Here is a 1,524-nt window from a genome sequence, read left to right on the forward strand (position 1 = left end):
CATGTTTGCTTTGCTTTGAACAGGATCACACTAATTGCCACCGCTGCATCGTCGCTGATTCGATGGCGAGGCGCGGTAAGTTTAATCTTGTTCATTTGAGCGCAGCACCGTCAGCCGGGCGCAAAGTGTCGAGGGGCCGAATTTCCTCCGATGACAGGACACCCGCCCACATCGGGTAGCACCGAAGCAATAGTGATGGTGAAGGCGGCGCCGCAGGTCGGTCGCCGTCATGGTGAAACGGTCTGTTGTGCGGGCATCGATCTGTACGGCAACTGGCTCAGATTGTATCCGGTGTCATTTCGAACGCTCGAACAGTCGAAAAAATTCGGCCGTTGGGACCGAATACGCTTCAACTGGCGCCTCCCAAACGACGATAGGCGCGTCGAGAGCCGCCGAGTGGATCAGCAGTCGATAGAGATTGTCGGAAAGCTGAAGAAGTCAGAGCGAGCGGCCTTTCTTGCAAAGGCGGTAGTGACAAGCTTGGTGCGCGAGCGGGAAGCGGGCAGAAGCTTTGCGCTTCTCCGACCCGAGATTATTGCATTCAAGGTTGAAAGAAAGGACGCCGCAGAAGTCAAAGCAGAAAAAGAGCTGTTCGACTCAATCCGCGCGCAAGACGACCTTTTCGCAAAGCAGGTGACCAACAACTACAATCCCTGCCCGTATAATTTCAAATATCGCTACCGAACCGATGACGGCATTCGTGAGGGTACATGTCAGGATTGGGAAATCGAGGCCACGTATCATAATTGGTCCCGCGACTATGGAGAGCAGCGGGCTCTCGCAGATATGGAGCGCGTCTTTGGGAAGGAATATCCCGCGAATGGGATGCTGCTCGCAATGGGCACGCATTCCCTTCACCAGGACACATGGCTGATCAACGGCGTCGTGCGTCAAAACGATATTGAGCAAGGGGCCCTATTTTAGTCGCCATCGAACGAGCTGTACTGCAACGTCATGGGCCAGCCGAGAAATCACCACTTCATTCCCGTGTTCTATCTGCGACAATGGCACGACTCGGAGGGGCAACTTTATGAACACAAGCGGGTTCGCGGCAGTCGCATCGTTCGGAAGCCGGTTAGCGCTCTGGCCACTGCATTCCAACGTGACCTATATGCATTTCCAGCATTAGGCCTCGAGGGGCTCGATCAGCATCTAGAGAGCAAATTCTTTCAAATCGTGGATGACGAGGGCGCCAAGGCTCTTCATCGCTTTTTGAGGCGAGATCCCGCCCCTTGGTCTGCGGAAGCCCGGAGTGGGTGGTCGCGCTTTCTCCTCAGTCTAAAGGTCCGGCATCCGGACGCTATGGAGGAACTTCGCCAAGCGATTCCTCGGCTCTGGGGCCGCAGCCATGCTCCGTCCCAGGCTGAATATGCAAAGCTAAGGAAGCCAGACGATCCAGATAGTTTCGAAGAGTTCCTGACGCGGCGCGACCCTAACATCGTGCACAAGGTCACGATAAATATGATCATGCGCGGCATCGAGATCATCGAGCTAGGAACACATATCAACGGTATGAAGTGGAAG

Annotated in this window: 2 protein-coding genes; both read left to right on the forward strand. The window is 54.9% G+C overall.

Annotation, left to right across the window (positions count from 1 at the left end):
- The first annotated feature begins 195 nt into the window (after positions 1-195).
- Entirely contained in the window at positions 196-924 is a 729-nt protein-coding gene (locus AC630_RS41615) for a DUF8758 domain-containing protein (protein ID WP_074124217.1), read from the forward strand.
- Positions 925-954: 30 nt separating this feature from the next.
- Positions 955-1,524, forward strand: a 570-nt coding sequence (locus AC630_RS41620; protein WP_143198753.1) for a DUF4238 domain-containing protein, incomplete at its 3' end; no start/stop codon positions are given.

It is taken from the genome of Bradyrhizobium sp. AS23.2 (genome assembly GCF_001908185.1).
GTDB lineage: Bacteria > Pseudomonadota > Alphaproteobacteria > Rhizobiales > Xanthobacteraceae > Bradyrhizobium.